This is a genomic window from Variovorax sp. PMC12, assembly GCF_003019815.1.
Classification (GTDB): domain Bacteria; phylum Pseudomonadota; class Gammaproteobacteria; order Burkholderiales; family Burkholderiaceae_C; genus Variovorax.
In genome coordinates this window covers 507,903-523,059 of sequence record NZ_CP027774.1, presented here as the reverse complement: position 1 = coordinate 523,059, position 15,157 = coordinate 507,903, and the positions used below count along the sequence as shown (strand labels likewise).

16 protein-coding genes are annotated in these 15,157 nt (G+C 69.2%); 4 read left to right on the top strand and 12 right to left on the bottom strand.

Annotation, left to right across the window (positions count from 1 at the left end; translation table 11 throughout):
- Nucleotide 1: 1 nt before the first annotated feature.
- From C4F17_RS29885 to C4F17_RS29840, 10 genes are all read right to left on the bottom strand, one after another.
- Nucleotides 2–586, bottom strand: coding sequence for a lipocalin family protein (locus tag C4F17_RS29885; protein ID WP_106938068.1), 585 nt, complete (start codon nucleotides 584–586; stop codon nucleotides 2–4).
- A gap of 89 nt (nucleotides 587–675) precedes the next feature.
- Entirely contained in the window at nucleotides 676–1,773 is a 1,098-nt protein-coding gene (locus C4F17_RS29880; RefSeq protein WP_106938067.1) for an alpha/beta hydrolase, read from the bottom strand.
- Between the two features lie 99 nt (nucleotides 1,774–1,872).
- Entirely contained in the window at nucleotides 1,873–2,871 is a 999-nt protein-coding gene (locus C4F17_RS29875; protein ID WP_199852023.1) for a Bug family tripartite tricarboxylate transporter substrate binding protein, read from the bottom strand.
- A gap of 35 nt (nucleotides 2,872–2,906) precedes the next feature.
- Nucleotides 2,907–4,142 carry an acyl-CoA dehydrogenase family protein gene (locus C4F17_RS29870; RefSeq protein ID WP_106938066.1) on the bottom strand — a complete coding sequence of 412 codons (1,236 nt, stop codon included), beginning with the start codon at nucleotides 4,140–4,142 and terminating at the stop codon, nucleotides 2,907–2,909.
- A 17-nt stretch (nucleotides 4,143–4,159) separates the two neighbouring features.
- Nucleotides 4,160–5,749 (bottom strand): AMP-binding protein, encoded by a 1,590-nt coding sequence (locus C4F17_RS29865; protein ID WP_106938065.1) that lies wholly within the window; start codon nucleotides 5,747–5,749, stop codon nucleotides 4,160–4,162.
- A gap of 124 nt (nucleotides 5,750–5,873) precedes the next feature.
- The gene (locus C4F17_RS29860) at nucleotides 5,874–6,893 is read right to left on the bottom strand and encodes a LysR family transcriptional regulator (RefSeq protein ID WP_106938064.1); all 1,020 of its coding nucleotides are present in this window, start codon (nucleotides 6,891–6,893) and stop codon (nucleotides 5,874–5,876) included.
- 46 nt (nucleotides 6,894–6,939) lie between these two features.
- A complete protein-coding gene (locus C4F17_RS29855) occupies nucleotides 6,940–7,359 on the bottom strand; it encodes a sel1 repeat family protein (RefSeq protein ID WP_106938063.1) in 420 nt (139 codons plus the stop codon).
- Between the two features lie 139 nt (nucleotides 7,360–7,498).
- A complete protein-coding gene (locus tag C4F17_RS29850; protein ID WP_234383160.1) occupies nucleotides 7,499–8,779 on the bottom strand; it encodes a M20/M25/M40 family metallo-hydrolase in 1,281 nt (426 codons plus the stop codon).
- Between the two features lie 126 nt (nucleotides 8,780–8,905).
- Nucleotides 8,906–9,112, bottom strand: coding sequence for a YbdD/YjiX family protein (locus tag C4F17_RS29845; RefSeq protein ID WP_081269276.1), 207 nt, complete (start codon nucleotides 9,110–9,112; stop codon nucleotides 8,906–8,908).
- Between the two features lie 4 nt (nucleotides 9,113–9,116).
- The gene (locus tag C4F17_RS29840) at nucleotides 9,117–11,183 is read right to left on the bottom strand and encodes a carbon starvation CstA family protein (protein WP_106938062.1); all 2,067 of its coding nucleotides are present in this window, start codon (nucleotides 11,181–11,183) and stop codon (nucleotides 9,117–9,119) included.
- Between the two features lie 212 nt (nucleotides 11,184–11,395).
- Here C4F17_RS29840 and C4F17_RS29835 point away from each other — a divergent pair, with 212 nt between their 5' ends.
- The 3 genes from C4F17_RS29835 (at nucleotide 11,396) to C4F17_RS29830 (ending at nucleotide 13,269) form a co-directional block, all read left to right on the top strand.
- Nucleotides 11,396–12,694: an FAD-dependent oxidoreductase gene (locus C4F17_RS29835; protein ID WP_234383159.1), complete on the top strand. Its 1,299-nt coding sequence runs from the start codon at nucleotides 11,396–11,398 to the stop codon at nucleotides 12,692–12,694.
- 85 nt (nucleotides 12,695–12,779) lie between these two features.
- A complete protein-coding gene (locus C4F17_RS33685; RefSeq protein ID WP_267898750.1) occupies nucleotides 12,780–12,908 on the top strand; it encodes a hypothetical protein in 129 nt (42 codons plus the stop codon).
- A gap of 1 nt (nucleotide 12,909) precedes the next feature.
- On the top strand, nucleotides 12,910–13,269 hold the full coding sequence (locus C4F17_RS29830; RefSeq protein ID WP_106938060.1) for a hypothetical protein: 360 nt from the start codon (nucleotides 12,910–12,912) through the stop codon (nucleotides 13,267–13,269).
- Between the two features lie 27 nt (nucleotides 13,270–13,296).
- On the opposite strand, the gene C4F17_RS29825 is transcribed toward C4F17_RS29830, so the two are convergent.
- Complete coding sequence (locus tag C4F17_RS29825; protein WP_234383158.1) at nucleotides 13,297–13,797, bottom strand: C40 family peptidase; 501 nt, start codon at nucleotides 13,795–13,797, stop codon at nucleotides 13,297–13,299.
- 186 nt (nucleotides 13,798–13,983) lie between these two features.
- The gene (locus C4F17_RS29820; protein ID WP_081269271.1) at nucleotides 13,984–14,271 is read right to left on the bottom strand and encodes an HU family DNA-binding protein; all 288 of its coding nucleotides are present in this window, start codon (nucleotides 14,269–14,271) and stop codon (nucleotides 13,984–13,986) included.
- Between the two features lie 199 nt (nucleotides 14,272–14,470).
- Here C4F17_RS29820 and C4F17_RS29815 point away from each other — a divergent pair, with 199 nt between their 5' ends.
- Entirely contained in the window at nucleotides 14,471–15,127 is a 657-nt protein-coding gene (locus tag C4F17_RS29815) for a dihydrofolate reductase family protein (protein ID WP_081269270.1), read from the top strand.
- Nucleotides 15,128–15,157: the final 30 nt, after the last annotated feature.

Below are 15,157 nucleotides of genomic sequence, written 5' to 3'. Positions count from 1 at the left end.
GCTACTTTGCAGCCGCCGCGGCGTCTTCGGGCCAGCGCTGCGGCACCCGGCGCAGGTTGTCCGTCGAATAGCCCAGCGTCTTCAGCCGCGAGACCGCCGCCTCGTACACCGGCTCGGGAATGGTCGGCGTGCGCGCCATGATCCAGGCGTAGTCGCGATCGCTCCTGCCGATGATCGTGAGCTGGTAGTCCCTGTCGACATCGACGATCACGTACTCGGCCTTCACCGGCCAGATGAACTGCATGCCCCACACCGCATTGCCGGTGCCCGGCACCACGCTGCCGACCGGGTTCATCGTCTTCAGCGGGCCGTCGAACGCGCCTTCGCGGTAGCGAAAACGCGTGTCGATGCGCCCGTCCGGCTGCAGCGTGTACGACTCCACCGCGTTGAAGGCATTGCGCTCCGGCCGCGTCGGGATGTTGCCGATCACGTACCAGTCGCCCATGAAGCGCTGCAGGTCGACCTGCTTGACCGGCGGGATCGTGGGCGGCGAGACCGCGCAGCCCGCAATGAGCAAGGCCACCGCCGCGCCCGCGGCAATGAGAACCGGCGGGCTGGCCAGGAAAGTTCGCAGGGATCGCTTCATCGTGCCTCCACAGGGGGAAATCGGAGCGCGAAGCGTACCGGCCCCGTGGGGCATCTCGCGTCGGACGGCGCCTTGCCTGACCTGCCTACTTAGCGCCCCAGGTGCCTGTCGAAGAAGCGTGCGATGTCGCCGAACGCCTCGCGCGTTTCCGGCGCGTTCGCATCGATGCCGTATTGCGCGTGCGACTGCCCTTCGTACACGTTGAGCTCGGCCTCGACACCGGCGCGCCGCAGCTTGCGGTGCGTGCGCACGGTGTTCGACAGGAACAGGTCGCGCGTGCCGGTGGTCAGGATCGCCGGCGGAAAGCCCTTGAAGTCACCGTAGATGGGCGAAAGCTGCGGGTCTTTCAGGTCGCGGCCGTTGGCGTAGAGCAGCGCGGCACGGCCGAGCCATCCGTCCCAGGTGACGAGGATGTTGTCGATCCATTCGTTGGTCTGGTAGGTGTCGCCGATCTTCGCGATGTCGGACCAGGGCGTGCCCGGCGCGATGGCGCCGGGCAGCGGCACGCGCTCGGCCTTGGCGCGCAGCACCAGCGCGAGCGTCATCGCGCCGCCGGTCGACGTGCCGAACACCGCCATGTTCTGCGGCTTGTTGGTCTTGAGCAGTTCCTTCCAGACGGCCATGGCGTCGTCCATGGCCGCGGGGTAGGGATAGTCCGGCGGCATGCGGTAATCGACCGAGACCACCTTGTAGCCGCCGAAGCCGGCCAGCAGCATCGCCTCGGGCAGCGCGGATTCGCCGGGGCCGAACACATAGCCGCCGCCATGCACATGCATCAGCAGCCGCTTCTCGTTGCCCGGCGCGATCCTGTTGGGCGTGACGACGAAGGCGTTCACGCCCGCGATCTTCACGGACTGCACGGACACGCCGAGCCTTTCCTTCAAAGCCGGAATCGCGGCGATCACCGGCGCGGCACGGCGGTTGACCAGCTCCTTCCACTCGGCCGCGTTGCGCGGCGCCGCATTGAAGTGCGACGGATACGGACCCGCGATCAGCGCCTGCATCTGCGGGCTGACCTCGTTGACCGGCACCGGGCTGACCTGCGCCGGCGAGCGCCGCGCACCGGGCTGCGCGTTGGCGGCGGCCTGCGCGGTGGCCTTGTCGGCATAGGTCTGCGGGGTTTGCGCGCACGCGGCGAGCACGAGGGCCGCGAGCAGCGCTGCGACACGTGGAATGGCGACGTTCATCGGTTTGGGCTCCTGTGTTGTCGCGCCATGCTCTCACCGCCCTTGCGCCACCGGCCTCCGTTGAAACCCGCCTGTGCGTACGCACAGGAGACAAGCGTGCTACAGCGGCGAAATCCCGGCACTCTTCATCATCCGCCCGGTCAGGTCGATCTCGCTGCGGATCACCTGCAGGTAGTCCTGCGGCGTCGACGGCATGACCTGGCTGCCCAGCTCCGTCAGCGCGGCGATCACCTTCGGCTCCCTGAGCAGGCCGCTGAACACTTCGTAGATGCGGTTCGCGATCGCGTCGGGCGTGCCGGCCGGCAGCGAGAGGCCGCCCCACGACGTGAGCTCGACGCCCTGCAGCCCCTGCTCGGCGAGCGTGCGCACCTCGGGCAGCGCGGGGTTGCGCTTCGCGCCCGCCACGCCCAGCGCCTTGAGCTTGCCGCCTTTGACGTGCGGATACGCCACCGCGAAGATGGGCATGCCGAAGCTCACCTGGTTGCCCAGCACCGCGTTCACCAGTTCCGACGCGCCCTTGTACGGCACATGCGTGGCGGTGATGCCCGCCGCATGGAGGAACAGCTCCACGCCCAGGTGCGAGGGCGTACCCACGCCGCCCGATGCGTAGTCGAGCTTGCCTGGGTTGGCGCGCGCCTTGTCGATCAGCTCCTGCACCGACCCGATGCCCGACGACTCGCCCACGACCAGCAGCACGTCGGACGTGGTGATGCGCATGACGTGGCGAAAGTCCTTCATCACGTCGTAGCCCGGGCTCTTGTACATCCGGACGTTGGCGGCCATGGGCCCGGCCGAGTAGATCCAGGTGTAGCCGTCGGGCGCGGCGCGCGCCACCTGCCGCGCGCCGATGTTGCCGGCTGCGCCGCCCTTGTTCTCGATGATGATCGGCTGGCCCAGCAACGGCCCGGCCGCCTCCGCCAGGATGCGCGCGCCGATGTCGGGGCCGGTGCCGGCCAGGTAGGGCACGACCCACTTGATGGGCCGGCTCGGCCAGTGGTCGGCCGCGTTCGCGGCCGTGGCGGCCAGCGGCAGCAGGGGGATGAAAGGCGAGGTCGCAAGCGCGCGACACAGCGCGCGCCGCGTGAGATGGTTTTGCACGGTCTTTTGTCTCCTGGGATTTTTTTGTGCGGCGGCTACTTCGCCTCGCCGATGAGTTCGCGCGCGATGATGTTCTTCTGGATCTCGCTGGTGCCGGTCAGCACCCGGTACATGCGCAGCATGCGAAACAGGAACTCCACGCGGCGCCCCTGCACGATGCCTTCGCCACCGTGGATCTGCACCGCCGCATCGGCAATGCGGAACGCGGCTTCGGAGCAGAACAGCTTGGCCATCGAGGCATCGGCACGCGCGTCGCCGCCGGCGTCGAGCTGGCGCGCTGTCGAGATCATCAGCGCGCGTGCCGCGGCCAGCTGCGTGGCCATGTCGGCCAGCGAATGCTGGATGGCCTGGAACTCCGCGATCGGGCGGCCGAACTGGCGGCGCGTGCGGGCGTAGTCGCGCGCGTCCTTCAGCGCCACGGTGGCAAGGCCCACCATGCCGGGGCAATGCAGCAGCCGGTTGACGGCAATGCGGCCCAGCGCCAGCGCAAGCCCCCGGCCGGTCTCGCCGATGAGGTGGGTGGCCGGCACGCGGCAATCGGTCAGCACGATGTCGCCGGTGGTCGACTGGCCGGCCATCGTCTTGTAACCCGACTGCACCTCCACGCCGGGCTGCCCCAGGTCGACGAAGAACGCCGAGACATCGCGGCGCTCCGGGCTATCGGAGGTGGAGGCCATCAGCACCGCGTAGTCCGCGAAGGGCGAACCCGAGATGAAGCGCTTGCGGCCGTTGAGCACGAAGACGTCGCCCTCGCGCCGCGCCTGCGTCTGCACGGCGCCGGCGTCGGAGCCGGCCTCGGCTTCGGTCAGCGCGAAGCAGATGGCCTTTTCGGCCTGCGCCACGGGAAGGATGAACTTCGCGAGCTGCATGGGCGAGGCGAAGCGCGCGAGCGCACCCACGCGCGGCGGCCCGCTGAGCTCGCCGAACACATGGGGCGCGAGCGGTGAGCCGCTCGAATAGATCGACTCCTTGATCAGCACATGGTCGAGCAGCGAGAGCCCGAGCCCGCCCATCTGCGCGGGCAGCGTCATGCCGTAGAAGCCGAGTTCGTGCGAGCGGCGCCATACGCGCTGCAGCGTCGCCTTGTCGGGGCTGTGCTCGTGGTCGATGCCCTTCTCATGCACCAGCGCGGCAAGCTCGCCGTTCAGGAAGTCGCCGATGCGGGCGATCAGTTCGGCCGCGCGCGGCGAGCCTTCGAAGGGGCCGTCGAAGAGCGGTGCGCGCACGTCGGCCGCCAAGGTGGGCCCGGGGGTCATGGTTTCGGCATTCATGGTGTTCTGGCTGCTCCTCAGTTCACGCGGCGGTCGTGCCCGGCCCAGTACGGCGTCTGGATGGCCTTGCGCGCGATCTTTCCGTTGGCGTTCTTCTGCAGCGCGTCGACGAACTCGATGCGCCGGGGCCGCTTGAAGCCGGCAAGCCGTTCGGCGCAGAAGGCATCGAGCGCGGCGGCGTCGAGCACGGCGCCGGGCTTGCGCACGATGTGCGCCGCCACGGCCTCGCCCCATTTGTCGTCGGGCACGCTGAACACGCAGGCCTCGTCGACCGCCGCGTGCTGGTAGAGCACGGCCTCGACCTCCGAGGGGTAGACGTTGAAGCCGCCGCTGATCACCATGTCCTTCTTGCGGTCGACGATGTAGATGTAGCCCTCGTCGTCGGCGCGCGCGAGGTCGCCGGTGTGGTAGCGGCCGTTCTTGAGCACCTCGGCCGTGAGTTCGGGCGCGCGCCAGTACCCCGCGAACACGTCGGCCCCGCCCACCACGATCTCGCCGATCTCGCCCGCCGCCACGGGCCGGCCTTCGTCGTCGCAGATGTCGACCTGCGATTCCAGGAAGGGGCGCCCGCACGAGGCCAGCCGCTCGGGCATCGCGGCGCGCGCGAACAGGTGGTCGTCCACGCTCAGGCCGCACACGCCGGAGGTGGTCTCGCCCGCGCCGTAGCCCTGCGAGAGCACCGGGCCGAACACGTCCATCGCCTGCATGATGCGCGCCGGCGCCATGGGCGCCGCGCCGTAGCCCAGCCGGTGCAGGTCGGGCAGCGGACGGTACTGGCCCTGCACTTCGGCCAGCAGCATGTTGATCATGGTGGGCACCATGAAGGTGTGGGTCACGCGCTCGCGCTTCATCTCGGCGATGAAGCGCGCAGGCTCGAAGCCGGCGAACAGGCGGATCGTCGCGCCGCTGCACAGGGCCGGCACCAGCTGCATGCCCGACGCATGCGTGATCGGCCCGACCAGCCCCAGCAGATCGCCGGGACGCGGGTTGTCGGCGCGCATCAAGAACTTGCGCAATTGCGCGAGCCGGTTGCCGAAGGTCTGCATGGCCGCCTTGAGCACGCCGCTGGAGCCCGAGGTGTAGTGCAGCACCGCGAGTTCGTCCGCATGCACGCGCGCGGCGGCGAAGCTGTCGCTGGCCAGTGCCATGCGGCCCTCGTAGGAGGCGGGCGTGTCCTGGGCGGCGTCGAGCAGCAGCAGGCGCGGCGCGGCGCCCTTGAGGTGCGGCAGGAAGCTCTCGGCCCGCTCGGCGGTGGTGACGACCAGCGCAGCCTCGCTGTTGGCGATGACCTCGGCCACCTCGACGGGCGCGAGCCGTGCATTCATCGGGGCCTTCACCAGCGCCGCCTTGTAGCAGGCCAGCTCCAGCTCGACGATCTCGATGCAGTTGGGCAAGTAGACACCCACGCGATCGCCGCGCTGCAGGCCCAGGCCGCACAGCGCGTTGGCCAGCCGGTTGGAGCGCTGCTCGAGCTGTTGGTAGGTGACGGCGCGCGACGCGCTCGTGACGGCAAGGCGCCGGGCGTGGATGCGCGCGGCGCGGGATACGAGCGCGCCGACATTGGCGATCTCATGGGCGGCTGGGGGCAGCAAGGTTGTCTCCTTCATGCGCGTGCCACAAGCACGCGGTACGGGCAACTTTCGCCGCAGACGGCGCCGGACAACAAATACCGATTGCTGATGCGCGGCCATCAAAAAAGATGATGGCCAGCCCGAGCCCCTGCGCTCGCGGCTATGGCCCGGCCGTCTTGCCGCGCCGGCCTGGCAGGAACTCGGCCTCCCAGCGGCCGGCGTCGATCAGCGCGCGGGTCTCGTCGACCAGCACCTGCATCACGGCGCGCGTCGCGGGGTCGGGCTCGCGCGCCGAGGAGGTCGCGAGGTAGTAGGTGCGCGCCAGATCCGGCTGCACCACGCGCGCGGCGAACCAGCCGCCGCCGGCAGGCGGCGCGTCGGCCATCGCGCAGGCCGGCGAGAAGGTGAAGCCCGCGCCCGCGAGGTACAGCGAGCGGATGACGCGGGCCGAATCGTGCTCGTGCACGATGTTGAGCTCCAGCCCCAGGTCGTTCGCCGCCGCCTCCACGCTCGCGCGGATGCTGAAGCGGCGCGACTGCAGCACGAGCGGCAGCCCGGCAGCGCGCGCGAACGGCAGCATGGGGCGCCGCGACGTGGCGGCCTTGCCCCGCCCCTGCTTCTTCCCGCCCGGTGAGGGCAGCGTCATCGCGGCCACGTCGCCGCCGGGGTCGTAGCCGCAGATGAACATCGGCTCGCGCACGAAGGGCGTCACGTCCAGCCCGTTGAGGTACTCGGTATCGACCAGCAGGCCGATGTCCGCGCGACGGTCGACCATGGCCTTGCGCACCATCAGGCTCAGGTCGTCGATGACGAACACGCGGATGCGCGGATGCGTGCGCTTGAGCCGCGCCAGCACGGGGCCGAGCAGCAGCGACGACAGCAGAAACGGCACCGCGACAGTGACCGAGCCCTCCGGCCCCTCGGGCGGACGCTGCAGGCGATCGCGCATCGCGCTCGCATCCGACAGCAGCTTGCGCGCATCCTGGTAGAGCTGCAGGCCGGCGGCCGTGGGCGTGACGCCCGCGTGCGAGCGTTCGAACAGCTGCGTGCCGAGTTCGAGCTCCAGCTTCTTGATCTGCGCCGTCAGCGCGGGCTGCGCAACATACAGCGCCACGGCGGCGCGCGAGAGACTGCCCGCCTCGAGCACGGCGATGAAGTAGCGCAGGGATCGGAGTTCCATCAACTCCCGATTCTGACCTGAAGGCCAGCCGCCCGCGGCGCGGGCTTCAGCCGCAGGCGCCGCGCCCTTCGGGCGAGCCGCGCAGCCGGTTCAGGAACACCAGCTGCGCCCGCGCGCTCTCGCTGCCCTGCGCCGCCGCGCGATGCATCCATGCGCGCGCCTCGCAGCGGTCGGCCTTCACGGCGGCGCCATAGAGGCTCGGGCCGGTCAGCAGCACCATGCCCAGCATCTCCTGCGCCTGGGCATGGCCTTCGTCGGCGGCCTGCCGCAGCATGTCGAGCATGGTGGCGTAGTCGCGGTCCGACTGCGCTTCGAGGGCCAGCTGGAAGCGCTGCTCGGCATGCAGCTGGGCGCCGGCATCGGTCGGCTGCGCGGCGCACAACGCGGCCGCGACGCACAGCGCGCCCGACAAGGCAATGCGCCAGCGCAAGGACCAGCTGGCGATCTGGTTGAGTTCGGATGACATCGGCAAGCTCCGCGAATGAGATGGCATGCATCGTCTCTTCGCGGCGCCGATGGGAAAAGCTGGAATTGGCTCAGGCGGCCTCAGCCTTCGCCTGAGCCTGCGGCCTCGCAACGCCGCGAGGAAGGCAGCCTGCACCGGGTCAGTTGTTCGCGCTCAGGTCCATCAGCATGCGCGACAGCAGGTAGAGGCGCGGCACCACGCTCTCGACCTCGGCATACTCCTCGGGCGTGTGGATGCCGCCACCCACGATGCCGAAGCCGTCGAGCACCGGCACGCCCACGCCCGCCACCAGGCTCGCGTCGGCCGCGCCGCCACTGCTCTCGATGGTGAGCTTCTTGCCGATCTCGGCGTAGATGCCCTCGGCCATCTTCACCAGCTTCTCCGATGCGGGCAGGCGCGGCATCGGCGGCAGGCCGCGCACCAGGCGCACGCGCACCTCGATCTCGGGAATCAGCTTGTTCTGCGCGATGCGCACCAGGTCTTTCTCGACACGGTCGAACTCTTCCGGCGTGGCCGCGCGCACGTCGCCCTTGGCGCTCGCGGTGGCGGGAATCACGTTGGTCGGCCCGTTGGCGGTGATCACGGTGAAGTTGACCGTGGTCTTCTTCACCGGGTCGGCCGTCTTCGACAGCTGCAGCACCTGGTGCGCGACTTCCATTGCGGCATTGCGGCCGGCCTCGGGCGCCACGCCCGCGTGCGCGGCCACGCCCTTCACCTCGACCAGCGCGGTGGCCGAGCCCTTGCGCTCGACCACGAGGCCGTCGGCCGGGCGGCCCGGCTCCAGGTTCAGCGCCACGTCATGCTCCTTGGCCACGCGCTCGATCAGCGCGCTGGTGCCGACGGAGCCCGTCTCCTCGTTGGTGTCGAGCAGGAAGGTGATCTGCCCATAGTCCTTGAAACCGATCTGCTGCAGGATCTTCAGCGCATAGAGGCCCGCGACCACGCCGCCCTTGTCGTCCATCACGCCGGGGCCGTAGGCGCGGCCGTCCTTGACGTAGAAGGGCTTGGCGGCGGCCGTGCCGTCCTTGAACACGGTGTCCATGTGGGCGAGGATCAGGATCTTCTTCTTGCCCTGCCCCGTGAACGTGGCCACCACGTTGGTGCCGGGGTGCGGGTCGGCGGGGAAGGTCTCGATGCGCGCGCCGAGCTTGCGCAGTTCGCCCACCGCCATCTCTCGCACCTTGTCGAGCCCTTCGGTGTTGGCCGACCCCGAGTCGATGTTGACCATGCGCTCGAGCATCTGGAGCGCCTCGTCCTTGTATTGCGTGGCCGCATCGAGCGCGCCCTGGTGCGGCTTCTGGGCCAGGGCGTTGCCGCCGGCCAGCAGCGCGCATGCAAGCACCACCCCGTGGCAGACGGAGCGCAGCGGCGCCGGTTTGTTGGTGAGCTTGGTGGCGGATGAGCGCTTGGAAGAAATCATGGGTTGCGTTGTGTTGTTCGCTGGTGTTCGACGAAGAAAAGCCTGCCCCTCGCGAGGCGAGGGCAGGCTATCACCCGCATTCTGCGCGGGTCAAGCGAACACGAACAACGCCAGACGAAGCGCTGGCTAGCAGCAGCGCCCCTTGCCTGCCCCGTAGCGCGCCTCCAGCCGTTCGCGGAAGAAGGCTTCGTAGCTCATGGGCGGGCGGTCCGGGTGGGTGGCTGCCATGTGGGTCAGGTAAGCGTCGTAGTCGGGCATGCCGACCATGAGCCGCAGCGACTGCTTGAGCGAGCGCGCGAAGTAGCGCCCGGCTTCGGGCAATGCGAGGCCCATGGCTTCAGCGCGCGGCCGATGCGGCCAGCGGCTCGAACGGCGTCTCCTGCGTGGTCGGCCGGTTGGCCGCGCGTGCCGCCAGGCAGGCCTTGATGCTGTAGACCAGCACGCTGAGCACCACGAACATGAAGAGCGCGCACAGCGCCGCATCCAGCCGGTCGTTGAACACGATGCGCGACATGGCCTCGGGCGTCTTGGCCGGCGCCACGAGCACGCCGTTGGCGATGCCCTCGGTGTACCTGGCGGCATGCGACAGGAAGCCGATCTTCGGGTCGGCCGAGAAGATCTTCTGCCAGCCCGCGGTGAGCGTGCAGGCCAGCAGCCATGCGGCCGGCGCGGCGGCCACCCAGGCGTAGCGCTCGCGCTTCATGCGGAACAGCACCACCACGCCCAGCATCAGCGCCACGGCGGCCAGCATCTGGTTGGAGATGCCGAACAGCGGCCACAGCGTGTTGATGCCGCCCAGCGGATCGACCACGCCCTGGTACAGGAAGTAGCCCCAGGCCGCCACGCACAGTGCCGTGGCCACGAGGTTGGCCGGCAGCGAGTCGGTGCGCTTGAGCGCCGGCACGAAGCTGCCCAACAGGTCCTGCAGCATGAAGCGGCCGGCGCGGGTGCCGGCGTCCACCGCCGTGAGGATAAACAGCGCCTCGAACAGAATCGCGAAGTGGTACCAGAAGGCCATCATGGCCTGGCCGCCGATCACCTGGTGCAGGATGTGGGCCATGCCCACCGCCAGCGTCGGCGCGCCGCCTGCGCGGCCCAGGATGGTGGTCTCGCCCACGTCCCTGGCGGTCTGCACCAGCATTTCGGGTGTGATCACGAAGCCCCAGCTCGAGATGGTCTGCGCCGCCTGCTGCGCGGTGCTGCCCACCAGCGCGGCCGGGCTGTTCATTGCGAAGTAGATGCCCGGCTCGATGCACGAGGCCGCCACCAGCGCCATCACGGCGACGAAGGATTCGGCCAGCATGCCGCCATAGCCGATGAAGCGCGCATGGCGCTCGTTGTCGAGCATCTTGGGCGTGGTGCCCGAAGAGATGAGCGCATGGAAGCCCGAGACGGCGCCGCAGGCGATGGTGATGAACAGGAACGGGAACAGGCTGCCCGACCACACCGGGCCGTTGCCCTGCGCGAACTGCGTGACGGCCGGCATCTGCAGCGTGGGCATCACGAACACAATGCCGATGGCCAGCGCGATGATGGTGCCGATCTTCAGGAAGGTCGACAGGTAGTCGCGCGGCGCCAGCAGCAGCCACACCGGCAGGCTCGCGGCGACGAAGCCGTAGCCCACCAGCATCCAGGTGAGCGCCTTGCCGTCGAAGGTGAAGAGCGGCGCCCATTCGGGGCTCTGGCTCACGGCCTGGCCGCCGAAGATGGCCAGCATCAGCAGCACGAAGCCGATCAGCGACACCTCGCCGATGCGGCCCGGGCGGAGGTAGCGCAGGTACACGCCCATGAAGAGCGCCACCGGCACCGTGGCCGCCACCGTGAAGGTGCCCCACGGCGACTCGGCCAGCGCCTTCACCACGATCAGCGCCAGCACCGCCAGGATGATGATCATGATCATGAAGGTGCCGAACAGGGCAATCATGCCGGGCACCACGCCCATCTCCTGCTTCACGAGGTCGCCCAGCGAGCGGCCGTCGCGCCGCGTGGAGATGAAGAGAATGATGAAGTCCTGCACCGCGCCGGCGAACACCACGCCGGCCAGCACCCACAGCAGGCCGGGCAGGTAGCCCATCTGCGCCGCGAGCACCGGGCCCACCAGCGGGCCCGCGCCGGCAATGGCCGCGAAGTGGTGGCCGAACAGCACGTTCTTGTCGGTCGGCACGTAGTCCAGGCCGTCGTTGTGGCGGTGCGCGGGCGTCTTGCGGTTGCCGTCCAGGCCCAGCACCTTGTCGGCGATGAAGAGGCTGTAGTAGCGGTAGGCGATCAGGTAGGTGCAGATCGCGGCGGCCACCACCCAGAGGGCGTTGACGCTCTCACCTCGGGTCAGGGCCACGGTGGCGAGCGAAAACGCGCCGGCCACGGCCACGACCAGCCACACCAGGTGGCGTCGGATGCTTTGCATTGGGATGTCTCCAGGATTGAACCCCGGGAGTTTTGCCGCGCGGGCGCCGCGGCGCATCCGTCGGACCGCGCGGGCCGGGCGCGTGGCTTTGCGTAATGGAAAACCCGCATGCCCATGCCCGAGGCCCGCAGTTCAATGCCTGCGGGCCTACACGCACGAACCGGACCAAGCCGGAACAATAGGGGTCTGTCTTCAACAAGCGAGCCAGCCGATTGACCGACACCGCTCCCCCTACTTCAACCCAGGCGACCCAGGCAAGCCAGGCGCAGGTGCGCTGCTGCATCGCGGGCGGCGGCCCCGCCGGCATGGTGCTCGGATTGCTGCTCGCGCGGGCCGGCGTCCCCGTCGTGGTGCTGGAAAAGCACGTTGACTTCCTGCGCGACTTCCGCGGCGACACCGTGCATCCGTCGACGCTGGAGGTGCTGCACGAACTGGGCCTGCTCGAGGCTTTCCTGCAGCGCCCGCACGACCGCATCGAGCAGCTGTGCGCGAGCTTCGAGGGCCGGAACTTTCCCGTGGCCGACTTCACCCACCTGCCTTCGCACAGCAAGTTCCTGGTGCTGATGCCGCAGTGGGAGTTCCTGGACTTCATGTGCGACGAGGCGCGGCGCTATCCGGGCTTCGAGCTGTGGACCGACGCCGAGGCCGTCGGCCTGCTGCAGGACAAGGGGCGCGTCAACGGCGTGAAGGTGCGGCGCGGGCGCCGGGCCGGGAAGCCGCAGGACGTGGAGCTGCACGCCTCGCTGGTGGTCGCGAGCGACGGCCGCCACTCCGCGCTGCGCGATGCCGCCGCGCTGCCGCACATCAGCTACGGCGCGCCGATCGACGTGCTGTGGATGCGCATTCCCAGGGAAAGCGGCGACCCGGAGGCCACCGCGGGCCACATCGCTGCCGGGCACTTGCTGGTGACGCTGAACCGCGGCGACTACTGGCAGTGCGCGTTCGTGATTCCCAAGGGCGGGCACGCCGCGCTGCAGGCCCGGGGCATCGACGCCTTCCACGCCGAGATCGGCAAGATCGCGCCTTTCTTCGCCGACCGGCTCGCGACGGCACTGCCCGACTGGAACGCGGTGAAGCTGCTCGAAGTGACGGTCGACCGGCTCGAGTCGTGGTCGTGCAAGGGCATGCTGTGCATTGGCGACGCGGCGCATGCCATGTCGCCCGTGGGCGGCGTCGGCATCAATCTGGCCGTGCAGGACGCGGTGGCCGCGGCCAACCTGCTGGCCCCGATGCTGGCCGGCACGGCCACCGACAAGCAGATCGACGACATGTTGCCGCAGCTGCAGCGGCGAAGGGAATGGCCGGTGCGCGTGACGCAGGCGGCGCAGCGCATGGTGCAGGACCGCGTGCTGGTGCCGGTGCTCGGCGGCAAGATGACGGCGGTGGCGGGCCACGTGCCGTGGCCGCTGCGGCTGCTCTCGCGCTGGCCCGTGCTTCGCAGGCTGCCGGCACGGGCGGTGGGGCTGGGCGTGCGGCCGGAGCACGTGACCTCGCCGCACCGGTCTTTATGAAATTTTTACGCGCGGCCACCGGCATTCGATGCCGTTTTTATGCGCGTCTTTCGATACTCCATCCACTCCCGAACAAGAGTGAGCAATGGACATCGTCTGGTTGGCCGCCGTCGCGGCCGTGTGGGTCGTCTCGGCAGAGACGCTGGTGAGGCTTTATCGGCTCGACAAGCCGCGCAGGCGGCGCATGCCGCGCATGCCGCCTGAGAGGGCGTGACATGGCACTGCACGCGACGCTCTGGCATCACGCGGCCGCCTGGGCCCGGCAGGCACAGGCACGGCCCGACATGACGCTCTACTGGTCATGCTGCGGCACGCCGGCACTCGACGAACAGACCATGCTCGGCCACGTCGAGACGGGCAACGTCCTCGTGGCATCGTGCAGCCATTGCGGCGCCCGGTGGATGAGCATCTCGCGCGCGGAAGATCCGACCGACTGGCGCCCGCTGAACGCCGACGACACCATCGCCATCCGCATGGCCGGCGACATCACGCGCGCCGCACTGCTCAACGCCTGGGCACGCATGGACGAGCGGGCCGGCTGGCGACGAAGAAAACAGCGCGACGCGGAAGACTGACCGGTCGATGCGCCCCGGGCTCGACGCTCAGGGCCGCCGTGCCTGCGTCGGCTGGCGCGACCAGTACACGCCGTCGAGCCGGTCGAGCCGCACCTCGCCGCCCGTGGACGGCGCATGCACGAAGCGGCCGCCGCCCACATAGATGCCGGCATGCGTGGGCGTGGACGAACCGAAGAGCACCAGGTCGCCCGTGCGAAGCTGCGACATCGCCACGGCTTGACCGAAGTCCGACATGCGCGCCACCGTGCGCGGCGGCGATTGCCCCACGCTGTTGAGATAGACATAGCCGATGAGCCCGCTGCAGTCGAAGCCGCCGTCCGGCGTGTTGCCGCCATAGCGGTATGGCGTGCCGACCAGCCCCAGCGCGTGGATGGCGATGCTGTTCGACTGCTCGTCCGTGAGCGGCGTGCTGGTGATCGACGGTGCGGGGCCTCGTCCCTGGCGCGGGCCCGGAGGGCTTGCGCAGCCCGCCATCAGGAGGCAGGCAGCGATGACGAGAATTTGAAGCAGCCGAGGTGGCGCGGGCATGCGGGAACGTGGCGTTGACACAGGTGCGTCGGACATGTCGGATGGCTGAGCTTGTGAACGTGCACGCACTCTAGCGCGGAACGCGTCCGCTTCCTGAAGAAGAGGCCACGCCCTCCGGGGTCTGCGCTGCTGCGCCGGCGCCGCGGAGGGAGAAGATGCAAAAGAAATTGACGCGAGGCGTGCCGCTTACTTGGCGGCAACGGCGTTGACCGCGTCCTTCAGCGCCTTGCCGGCGGTGAACTTGGGCGCCTTGCTGGCCTTGATGGTCATCGGCTCGCCGGTCGACGGGTTGCGGCCCGTGCGCTCAGGGCGGCTTGCCACGGCGAAGGTGCCGAAGCCGATCAGTTGCACCGTGTCGCCGGCGGCCAACGCGCGCGACAGGTTTTCGATCGCGGCGTCGAGCGCGCGGCCGGCATCGGCCTTGCTGAGGTTCGTGTCCGTGGCGATGGCGGCGATGAGTTCGGTCTTGTTCAAAACGGGATGCTCTTTCTTCAATCAAGCGGTTGGAAAAAAACGGTAGCGAGAAAGCGCTACCGGGGACCGAACTTTAAACGCCCCGGCGGCGGATGGCCGGGCGCATGCGTTTCAAGAGTGAAACATCTGGTCGAAGCGGGACCTCCGCGAGGCACCGCCCACGCTAGACTGCCGCTTCGTTCTTCCAGGAGACCCCGCCATGACCCGATTGCTAGTACGCAGTTTCGGCGTTTCGCTCGACGGCTTCGCTGCCGGCCCGGACCAGAGCCTGGAGCATCCGCTGGGCGTTCGCGGCCCCGAACTCATGAACTGGTTCTTTCCCACGCGCGTCTGGCAGCAGATGCACAGCACGGGCGAGGCCAACGGCGAGACCGGCATCGACAACGGGATCGCCGAGCAGGGCTTCGCCGAGATGGGCGCGTGGATCCTGGGGCGAAACATGTTCGGACCGGTGCGCGGTCCGTGGCCCGACGAGAGCTGGAAAGGCTGGTGGGGCGACGAGCCGCCCTACCATGTGCCGGTCTTCGTGCTGACCCACCATGCCCGCGCGCCACTGACGATGCAAGGCGGCACCACCTTCCACTTCGTCACCGGCGGCATCCATGAGGCACTGGCATTGGCACGGGCGGCCGCAGGCACGCGCGACGTGCGTGTGGGTGGCGGCGTGGCCACCGTGCGCGAATACCTGAAGGCCGGGCTGATCGACGAACTGCACCTGGCCGTGCGGCCGGTGCTGCTGGGCAAGGGCGAGGCGCTTTTCGCCGGCCTGGACCTGCCGGCCCTGGGCTACAGCTGCGAGCGGCAGGTGGCAGGCGAGCGCGCCACGCATGTGTTCCTGCGCCGCAATGCGCCCTGACGCGGGGCATGCCATCCATGAAGTCCGTAA

Excerpts from the sequence above, each read along its gene's own strand:
- C4F17_RS29855 (WP_106938063.1), bottom strand. The coding sequence starts at position 7,359 with ATGTCATCCGAACTCAACCAGATCGCCAGCTGGTCCTTGCGCTGGCGC.
- C4F17_RS29825 (WP_234383158.1), bottom strand. The coding sequence starts at position 13,797 with ATGCCCGCGCCACCTCGGCTGCTTCAAATTCTCGTCATCGCTGCCTGC.
- C4F17_RS33685 (WP_267898750.1), top strand. The coding sequence starts at position 12,780 with ATGGACATCGTCTGGTTGGCCGCCGTCGCGGCCGTGTGGGTCGTCTCG.
- C4F17_RS29880 (WP_106938067.1), bottom strand. The coding sequence starts at position 1,773 with ATGAACGTCGCCATTCCACGTGTCGCAGCGCTGCTCGCGGCCCTCGTG.
- C4F17_RS29840 (WP_106938062.1), bottom strand. The coding sequence starts at position 11,183 with ATGCAAAGCATCCGACGCCACCTGGTGTGGCTGGTCGTGGCCGTGGCC.
- C4F17_RS29860 (WP_106938064.1), bottom strand. The coding sequence starts at position 6,893 with ATGGAACTCCGATCCCTGCGCTACTTCATCGCCGTGCTCGAGGCGGGC.
- C4F17_RS29830 (WP_106938060.1), top strand. The coding sequence starts at position 12,910 with ATGGCACTGCACGCGACGCTCTGGCATCACGCGGCCGCCTGGGCCCGG.
- C4F17_RS29815 (WP_081269270.1), top strand. The coding sequence starts at position 14,471 with ATGACCCGATTGCTAGTACGCAGTTTCGGCGTTTCGCTCGACGGCTTC.
- C4F17_RS29850 (WP_234383160.1), bottom strand. The coding sequence starts at position 8,779 with ATGATTTCTTCCAAGCGCTCATCCGCCACCAAGCTCACCAACAAACCG.
- C4F17_RS29845 (WP_081269276.1), bottom strand. The coding sequence starts at position 9,112 with ATGGGCCTCGCATTGCCCGAAGCCGGGCGCTACTTCGCGCGCTCGCTC.
- C4F17_RS29885 (WP_106938068.1), bottom strand. The coding sequence starts at position 586 with ATGAAGCGATCCCTGCGAACTTTCCTGGCCAGCCCGCCGGTTCTCATT.
- C4F17_RS29870 (WP_106938066.1), bottom strand. The coding sequence starts at position 4,142 with ATGAATGCCGAAACCATGACCCCCGGGCCCACCTTGGCGGCCGACGTG.
- C4F17_RS29865 (WP_106938065.1), bottom strand. The coding sequence starts at position 5,749 with ATGAAGGAGACAACCTTGCTGCCCCCAGCCGCCCATGAGATCGCCAAT.